The organism is Stenotrophomonas sp. 05L44_2, assembly GCF_056665995.1.
In genome coordinates this window covers 1-9,259 of record NZ_JBFTNR010000069.1, presented here as the reverse complement: position 1 = coordinate 9,259, position 9,259 = coordinate 1, and the positions used below count along the sequence as shown (strand labels likewise).

Genomic DNA, 9,259 nt, shown 5'->3' with positions numbered 1-9,259 from the left:
ATCGAACTGTTCAGCGCCGGCAACCTGACTGTGGCCGGTAGTCTGAAGGCGGCCGGCGGGCGCATCCGCCTGGCCGAGGCATTCGATCCGTCGGGCGTACGCGGCGATGCACGCCGCGAGCGCCAGTGGACGATCGCCGATGGCGCACTGCTTGACGTGAGTGGCGACACCGTTTCCCTGCCCGACGCGCGCAGGGCGTTGCGCGGGCAGGTGCGCAGGGGCGGAACCATCGAGATCGGGGGGGCGCTGGACTGGGAGGACCAGGACAACGTGCGCCACCTGCCGCCCGATACCTTCGTGGTGGTGGAGCGCGGTGCACGGCTGGATGCGTCCGGTGCTTCGGCGCTGCTCGATATCGATGGCAGCGGGCGTACCCGGGTCGACAGCGATGGCGGCAGCATCGTGCTGCGTGCGGGCAATGCCCTGTACCTGCACGGCGAACTGGATGCAGCGGCGGGCGGCGACGGTGCGCGCGGTGGCACCCTTGGTGTTGCCTTCGGTGGCGGCACCTACGGCAGAACGGCAGACGGTAAGGAGGTGCTGGCGCCGCGGGTGATCTCGCTGACCCAGCACGCCGCGCAGACGGCGAGCCTGCCTGCACGCCTTGAATACGGCCATGCGGCACTGTCGGTGCAGCAGGTCGAGGCCGGTGGTTTCGATCATCTGGCCCTGTTCGGCGATATCCGCGCCCAGGGAGATGTCAATCTGCGCATGGACCAGAGCCTGCGCCTGCAGGGCGTGAACGAGCGTTACCTCGGCTTCGTCCCGGGCAACAGCGCGGGCAGCCGCCTGCAACTGGCCGCGCCGTATGTCCGCCTTGCGCAGGGGCGCTGGTGGCAGCCGGCCGGGGAAGGGACGCTGCGCCCGCTGGAGGCACCGTTCGATACCGGCCGGCAGCATCGCCTGGAGGTGGACGCCGATCTGATCGACCTGCGCGACGTCACCTGGCTGGCCGGCTTTGATCAGGTCGGGCTGCGCAGCAGCGGCGACATCCGCATGCTGGCGCCAGTCGCCAGCACTTCACGAATCTCCACGCTGGCAAGCCCGGGTTCGATCGATATCAGMGCCGCACGCCTGTACCCTGCGGCCAGGGCCCAGGGACGCATCGTGGCCGGCGTTCCCGACATCGGTCCCTCGGGGGTGCCGTCCTGGCAGAACCCCGACGCCGTGCTGCGCATCCATGGCATTGCGGGCGGCGCGCAACCGGCACCGGATTCTGCGTTCGGCAGCCTGGAGCTGGTGGCGGCAACGGTGGTGCAGGGCGGCACGGTGCAGGCGCCGTGGGGCCGCGTGCAGCTGGGCGGCAACGAGTTCAACTCGAATCGTGCCAGCCGTGTCGATCTGCTTGCCGGCAGCGTGACCTCCATCAGTGGCGCCGGGCTGGCGCTGCCCTTTGGCGGCACCGTGGACGGTGTGAGCTGGCGCCGCAACGATGCCGACTTCGATGTACTGGGCCCCGGCTCGATCAGCATCCCGATCGGTATCGACATCGTGGCCAATGCCTTCAGTGGCGCGGCGGGCAGCGTGCTGGATGTGTCCGGCGGAGGCGAGCTGTCCGGTGCCGCGTTCGTGGCAGGGCGCGGTGGCTCGGTGGACATCCTGCGGCATGCGCTGGCGGATGCGAACCCGCGCTACCGCTTCAGCGGCAGTGACAATGCGGTCTACGCGATCATGCCGGGACGCTCGGGCACGCAGGCGCCGCTGGGCACCGCTGACGGCAGTGCCGATCCGCGCGTTGGCCAACAGATCATCATAACCGCCGGTGTTCCCGGCCTTCCGGCGGGAACCTACACGTTGCTGCCGGCCAGCTACGCTCTGCAGAAGGGCGCATTCCGCGTCGAAGTTGGCGCCGAAAGCGCCGTCGGCAGCCGCCAGCCAGTGGCGACCGGCACTGGCTCCTGGCGCGTCAGTGGACACCAGGCGCAGAGCCTGGGCGGTGGTGTCTCACCGCTGCTCACCGATCTGGTGCTGACGCCGGCGGAGGTGGTGCGCCGCCATGCCAGCTACAACGAGACCGCCTACAGCGCGTTCGTGCAGGGCGTGGCCGAGCGGCGTGGCGAAGCGCTGCGCTGGCGGCCGACCGACGCCGGCAACCTCAACCTGGTGTTGGGCGACGGCGCAGGACGTTCGGCCGTGCCAGCCGCGATCTTCCAGGGCCTGTCCCATTTCAACGCCGGCAGCAATGACGGGCGYGGCGGCACGCTTTCGGTCAACCTGCGCACCTCCGATGGCGCGGTGCTGGAGATTGCCACCGAAGGCGACAGCGCCGGCAGCGGCAGCGGTGCAACCATCTTCGACTCCGCGCTCAATGCGTTCCGCCCGGAAACGATGCTGATTGGCGGCGTGCTGCGACGTGACGCGACGACCTATTCGCTGGAAGGCAGCGCGCGGCACATCGTGGTGCGCAACGGCGTCACCCTGACGGCGCAGGAAGTGCTGCTGTCGGCCGCCTTCGGAGGCAAGGGGATCCTGATCGAGCAGGGCGCTGCGATCGACACCTTGACCGGGGCCGATCCGTCGCGAGTTGCGCAGCCCACGGCGCCCTACCTGGTGTCGGGCGGCCTGCTTGCCGTGTCCAACCAGCGCTTGACGGCGCTCAGTGCGCAGGGCGGCAGTGCCGCCGGTCCGGTGGCGATCGACATCGGCGGATGCGTGGTGGACTGCGATGGCCAGACCCGGTTGCTGTCGGCAGGCAGCATCAATGTGGTCACCGACGGTGCCTTGAACATTGGTGATTCGGTGAGCTACGGCACGCGCCAGCTCGGCCTGGGCATGTCGGCGCTCAATCTCGGCAGCGCCGAGGCCATTGCGGCGGCAGCGGCGGCCGGCGCCCTGCCGGCGGGCATGACCATGAACCAGGAGGTGTTGCAGCGATTGCTGCGGGGAAACACCGCCACCGGTGCGCCGGCGCTGGAGGCCCTCAGCCTGACCGCGCGCGATGCCATCAATGTCTTCGGCAGCGTGGACCTGGACACCCGTGAGGGCGCAACCGGACGCAGCAGCCTGCGCAGCCTGGTGCTGGGCGCACCGRCCATTCACGGTTACGGCACCGCTACCGATCGCGCACGCATCTTCGCCGATACGCTGGTCTGGGACGGTACGCTGGCCGGCACCACGTTGCCCGGCGGTGAGCAGACCCAGCCGGCCGGCGAGGCGATGGTGGGCCGGCTTGGCCAAGGGCAGCTGGAAATCAATGCAAGGGCGCTGGAGCTGGGGCGTGCGCCCTTTACCCGGCCCAGTTCGTCGGTGGCCGCGGATCGCCAGGTGCTCGGTTTCGCCGGCGTTACGCTGGCAGCGTCTGATCGCATGCTGTTCTCGGGCAAGGGCAGCCTGGAGGTCTTCCAGCGGCAGGGCGATTACGTGGCAGGCAGCGGTTGGCAGTTCAGCGGCGGCGCGCTGGATATCGTCACCCCCTTGCTGACCGGTAACGCGGGTGCGCAGCTGGCAATCCGCAACGGCGGCACGGTGCAGTTGCACGGCGCTGCGGCAACCGCGGGCAGCGATGCATTGGGTGCGGAGCTGTCGATAGCGGCAGAGCGCGTTGTGATCGACAGCCGGGTGGCGCTGGCGTCCGGCAGGTTTGAAGCCAATGCACGCCAGGGCGTGGCGCTCGGCAGCAATGCGGTGCTGGACATGGCCGGGCGCAAGGTCAGCCTGTTCGACGTGGACAAGTACAGCTGGGGCGGCGACGTGGCACTGTCGAGTCGCGAAGGTGACATCGTTGCCGACGCGGCGTCGCGCATCGATCTTTCCGCCCGCAACAACCGCGGCGGCCGCTTGACGGTCGCTGCGCTGGGCGCGCAGGGCGGCCGTGTGGATCTGGCAGGTACGTTGCTTGGCGGAGCCAGCGGCCGCTACGACGCCGGTGGCACTGAAGTGCCCTACGACGGCGGCGAGCTGGTAGTGCGTGCACGCCAGTTGCAGGACTTCTCCGGCCTGAACACCCGGCTTACCGCCGGTGGCATTACCGGTGGCCGGACGTTCCAGTTGAGCGCAGGCGACCTGGTGATCGGCGATGAAGTGAAGGCACGCAACGTTGATATCAGCGTCGATGGTGGCAGTCTGCTCGTCAATGGCCGCATTGATGCCAGTGGCGAACAGGTCGGCAGCATCCGCCTGTCCGCCCGCGATGTGCTGCGTATCGACGGAACATTGGACGCGCATGGCAGCGCCTTGCGCGTCGATAGTTACGGCAAGATCATCGACAGCCCGAACCGGGCCATGATCGAACTGACCTCGGCCAATGGCGGCCTGCAGCTGGGTGCGGCCTCCTCGATGGACCTGCGCAGCGGCACCTCGGTGGCCACGGGTGGCGGCCCGGGCCAGAACGACGGCCGCGCGCGCGGCAGCGTCAAGCTCAACGTGCCACGCGTGGGCACCAACGATGCAGCGATCGAGGTGGCCAGCGGCATCCGCATTGCCGGTGCCGGCGATCTCCAGGTCAACGCCTTCCGCAGCTATGATTCGGCGCCGCTGGCCAGCGCTCCGGACGTGCACGGCCATCGTCCGCAGGTGATCAACCAGCAATGGCTGGATACGGTGGTGGACCCGGACAACAGCCAGTGGATGAACGCCGCGCTGGTCAATACGGGATTGCAGCAGCGCATTGCCGCCTTGGGCAGCTACCGCCTGCGCCCCGGCGTGCAGATCGTGGCGCGGACCAGCAGTGACAACCCGCGTGGCGATCTGGTCGTGGCCGGCGATATCGATCTGTCCGGCTATCGCTACGGACCGCAGTCGAACCGGCTCGATCCTGCGCGCCGCGGCTTCGGTGAATCGGCCGCGCTGGTGCTGCGTGCCGAGGGCGATATCAATGTCTATGGCAGCATCAACGACGGCTTCGCGCCGCCGCCCGCCAATCCCGATGAGGACGGCTGGGTGTTGCTGGAAGGGCGCAGTAGCGGTACGCCCAACACCGCGTTCGGCGGCGACCTGATCGTGCCCGGCGAAGGTGTCCAGCTGCAGCGCGGCACCGAGTTCCGTGCTGGCGCCACGCTGAACTATGCACTGCCATTCGAGGCCGTAACCTTGCCGGCGGGAACCGTGCTGCCGGCGGAGATGGTGTTGTCCGGGCCGCTGCTGCTGCCCGCCGGTACCGTTCTGGGCGCGGCCGTGACGACAGGCAGCGGACAGGTGATGGCGGCCGGTACCGTGCTGGCACAGGCGCTGGCTTTGCAGTCCGGTGCCCGCCTGGGCGCTGGCTTCCGCCTGCGCACGCCGGCGCCGGTGGCCGCACAGGTGTGGCCGGCCGGTGTCGCCCTGCCCATGGCAATGAAGCTTTCCGGCGCACTGGACCTGCATGCCGGTGCGATCATCCCGTCGATGACCAAGGTGGAGCTGGCCGGCGATGCGCCGGTGAAGCTGCGAACGGCCGATGCCAGCGGGCGCCAGGGGCGCAACTGGGCGCTGGCGGCGATGCTGCCCGACGGCACCACGTCGTGGGATCTGACCGCAGTGGCCGGTGCCGATACGACCGCCGCCGATCCGCGTACTCGCCGCTGGGGAAGTGACGGCAGCATCGTGCTGGCCGACAGCCACTACAGCACCATCGGGACAGTAACCACGACGACAGAATGGAAGGGTGATCGCATCGTCAATCTGGAGGGTTCTCTGTACTGGTGGGGCGATGAGAGTCTGGCCGGAAAGTCACCTGCCGAGGTGGCCGAGATCATCGGGACCACCGAGGCGGAGATCTGTGGTGCAGGCTCCTTCTGCGGCCCCGCGCCGCGCCTGGTGGACAAGGAAGGCTCGCTGGCATGGTGGGGCGATGAATCCTGGGTCGGCCGCCCGGCGACGGAACTGGGTGCCGAGATGGGCATGTCGGAGGAAGAGATCTGCGCGGCAATGGGCTACTGCTACGGCGGCGGTACGCTTACCGAAGTCACCACCTACGGCAAGCGCCTGGGCTCGCCGGCTTGGAGCGTGCTGCGTACCGGCAAGGGTGATCTGGCACTGCTGGCCGCGCAGGACGTGCGCATGAAGTCCGGCTTCGGCGTGTACACCGCTGGTGCGCCGACGCTACTGGGCGATGGCCGCGACCCCCAGTTCAATCCGGTGCGTACGGCTGCGCCCTGGCACACCTCGCTGCTGGGCAGGAACCAGGTCTCGGGCAACTATGATGCGGCGCTGGCCAGTTACCGTGCGTGGTATCCCGACCATGGCGGCGATGTCAGGGTTGAAGCTGGACGCGACATCATCGGCGAGGCCTGGACCGCCCGGTCCGAATCCGGTACGGCGCAGCGCGACCAGGCCGGGCATTCAAGCGCAGCCGTGGGCGGCTGGTTGTGGCGGCAGGGTACGGGCACCACCGAAGGCGTCCAGGCAACACCCACGAGCTGGTGGATCAACTTCGGCACGTACAGCACCGTGGGCGCCGAAGCGGACGCAGCTCCCCGCATGGTCGGGTTCACCGGCTTCGGCACGTTGGGAGGCGGCAATCTTTCACTGGAAGCGGGCCGCCACGCGGGCGTGCTCGACCCGATGGGCAATGCCCTGGGTCTGTTGACCGCGCCTCATTCCAGCGCGATTGTTGCTGCGGTCGGGTCGACCGGGCGCGTCAGCAACGGTGAGCTGCATCTGACCGGTGGCGGCGACCTGACCCTGCGCAGTGGCGGTGCGTTGAATCCTGGCCTGCGCGCCAGCGCGCAGCAGCCGGAGAGTTTCCTGCAGGATCTGGATCTCAATGGCGCGGTGACCAACCTGCGCGGCAGCACCCTGCTGCAGGCGGCACGCATCGGTGGCCTCAGCGCGATACAGAGCAGCTACGGAACGCTGGGCCTGATGGATCCGTTCGTGGCGGGCGCCCCGGTGGCGATGGCGGGGCCCCTGCTCATTCTGGGTGATTCCACGGCCCGGCTGCAGGCCCGTGGTGACATTGTTCTCGGTGGCGCCGCAGATGCAGGGCGTGTACCGACGGCCAACTACAACGACGTGGTTCTGGGCGATGGCCAGCATGCAGCTGGCACGACGTGGTTCTCGCTCTGGACCCGAGGCACGGCACTGGACCTGTTCTCGGCAGGCGGAAATCTCGCACCCAGCCTGGCCGGAAGTCTGCATGCAACCGGTAGCAACATGTTCGCTGAAGGCATCGCGCTGCGCGAGCAATCCGTTCCCGCCAGCATCAATTACTGGCTGTATCCGTCCAGGTTCAGCGCGGTGGCAGCGAGTGGTGACATCATCAGCGCCTCGCTTCGAGGTCTCGGACCAGGGGCGACTACGGGCGATGTGATCCTGCTCGCGCCTTCGGCCAGCGGCCAGCTCGATGTTCTGGCCGGAGGCTCGATCTATGCCGCGATCAACGCCACCGGCATTGCACGTTCCGGTAGCGACGCCCGCCTGCCTGGCCCGTTTGATCCTGCATTCATGGCCCAGCGGGGCGTCAGCCTGACCCGGGTCGGCCACAATCTCTCCGACGATGGGGTGCAGGGAGCGGATCCGTCGGCGATCCTGCCCTTGTTCGCGTTCGGCCCCAGTACTCCGACCACGGGTGCGCTGACGTCCCGGCCCACGTCGCCCAGCCGCTTCTATGCCGTTGCCGGTGACATCATCGGGTTGGGCAGCGGCGGGCGCAGGCAATTGAGGCGGAACATCGGCGAGGAGAGCAGGACACTGTTCGACTGGTACGAAGCGGGCTCGGCCGTACAGCTGCGCGCCGGTCGCGACGTGATCAATGCGAACGTCACAGCGCTCAACACCAGCGGTACCGATATCAGCGGGATCGAGGCGGGCCGGGACATCATCCGCAGCAACCTGACGGTGGCCGGCCCCGGCAACGTTGAAGTGAGTGCGGGCCGGCAGCTGCGCCAGGAAGAGGCCGGAAGCATCGTGAGCCTGGGTGGCGTCGTCCAGGGCGATGCCCGTCCCGGTGCCAGCATCGCAGTGACTGCCGGCAATCAGGGCATTGACTTCGATGCACTGCGCACGCGCTACCTGGATCCGGCCAACCTGGCCGATCCGGCGCAGTCGCTGGCATCGCAGCCCGGCAAGGCCGTGAAGATCTATGACAAGGAACTGAAGCAGTGGCTGCAGCAGCGCTTCGGTCTGGCTGCCGATGGCGCCGGGGCGCTGGCCGTGTTCGACGCATTGCCGAAGGAGCAGCAGCGCATCTTCCTGCGCCAGGTCTACTACGCTGAACTGCGCGAAGGTGGTCGTGAGTACACCAATGCAGAAGGGCCGCGTTTCGGTTCCTATCTGCGCGGGCGCGAAGCGATCGCCACGCTGATGCCGGACAAGGATGCCAATGGCGCAACGATCAACCGTACTGGCGATATCGTGATGTATGGCGGCTCCGGTGTGCGCACCGAAGCGGGTGGCAACATCGAGCTGATGGCGCCAGGCGGGCAGATCGTGGTGGGCGTGCAGGGCGTGGTGCCTCCGGCCAGCGCGGGCCTGGTCACCCAGGGCCAGGGCGACATCCGTCTGTTCAGCCAGGACAGCGTGCTGCTGGGCCTGTCGCGGGTGATGACCACCTTTGGTGGTGACATCCTGGCGTGGTCCGAGCAGGGCGACATCAACGCCGGCCGTGGCTCGCAGACCACGCTGCTGTACACCCCGCCGCGTCGGGTCTACGACACCTGGGGCAACGTGATCCTGTCGCCGCAGGCACCGGCCAGCGGCGCCGGCATCGCAACGTTGAACCCGATCGCCGAAGTGGCACCTGGCGATGTCGACCTGATCGCGCCGCTGGGCACCATCGATGCCGGCGAGGCGGGTATCCGCGTGTCGGGCAACATCAACCTGGCGGCACTGCAGGTGCTCAACGCCGCCAATATCCAGGTGCAGGGCGACAGCAAGGGCCTGCCGGTACTGGCCTCGGTGAACGTCAACGCGCTGGCGTCGGCAAGCGCTGCGGCCAACAGCGCCAGCCAGGCCGCACAGGACGTGATGCGCAAGAGCCAGGACGATGCGCGCCGCAACCAGCCGTCGGTGATCAGCGTGCAGATCCTGGGCTTCGGCAGTGCCAGCAGCAGCATCGATCCGCCAACACGCGGAAACACGGCCGCCGCCACGGGCTACGACGTCAACAGCGCCTTCCAGTTCCCGCAGGCCCGGGCAGACGCGGGCAAGCAGCAGGTGCAGTAGATCCAGGCATGCGTGGATGGAGGAACGGTGCGGGCCAAGGACCGCACCCATCACGCGCAGAACAGAGGATCGGGCCAGCTGCCAGGGAACGGTGGCGGCCCCAGCCAGGACGGCACCGAGGGCAGGGAGCAGCCATCAGCGGTGAGGACCACCGACACGGCGCCGCCGGGCGCGGGAC

At 68.3% G+C, this 9,259-nt stretch carries 1 protein-coding gene; it reads left to right on the top strand.

All coding sequences use genetic code 11. The features are described 5' to 3' along the window. Positions 1-9,081 (top strand): filamentous haemagglutinin family protein (locus AC1VAN_RS04040; RefSeq protein WP_480985312.1); only part of this gene is annotated, 9,081 nt, incomplete at its 5' end. Between the last annotated feature and the right edge of the window lie 178 nt (positions 9,082-9,259).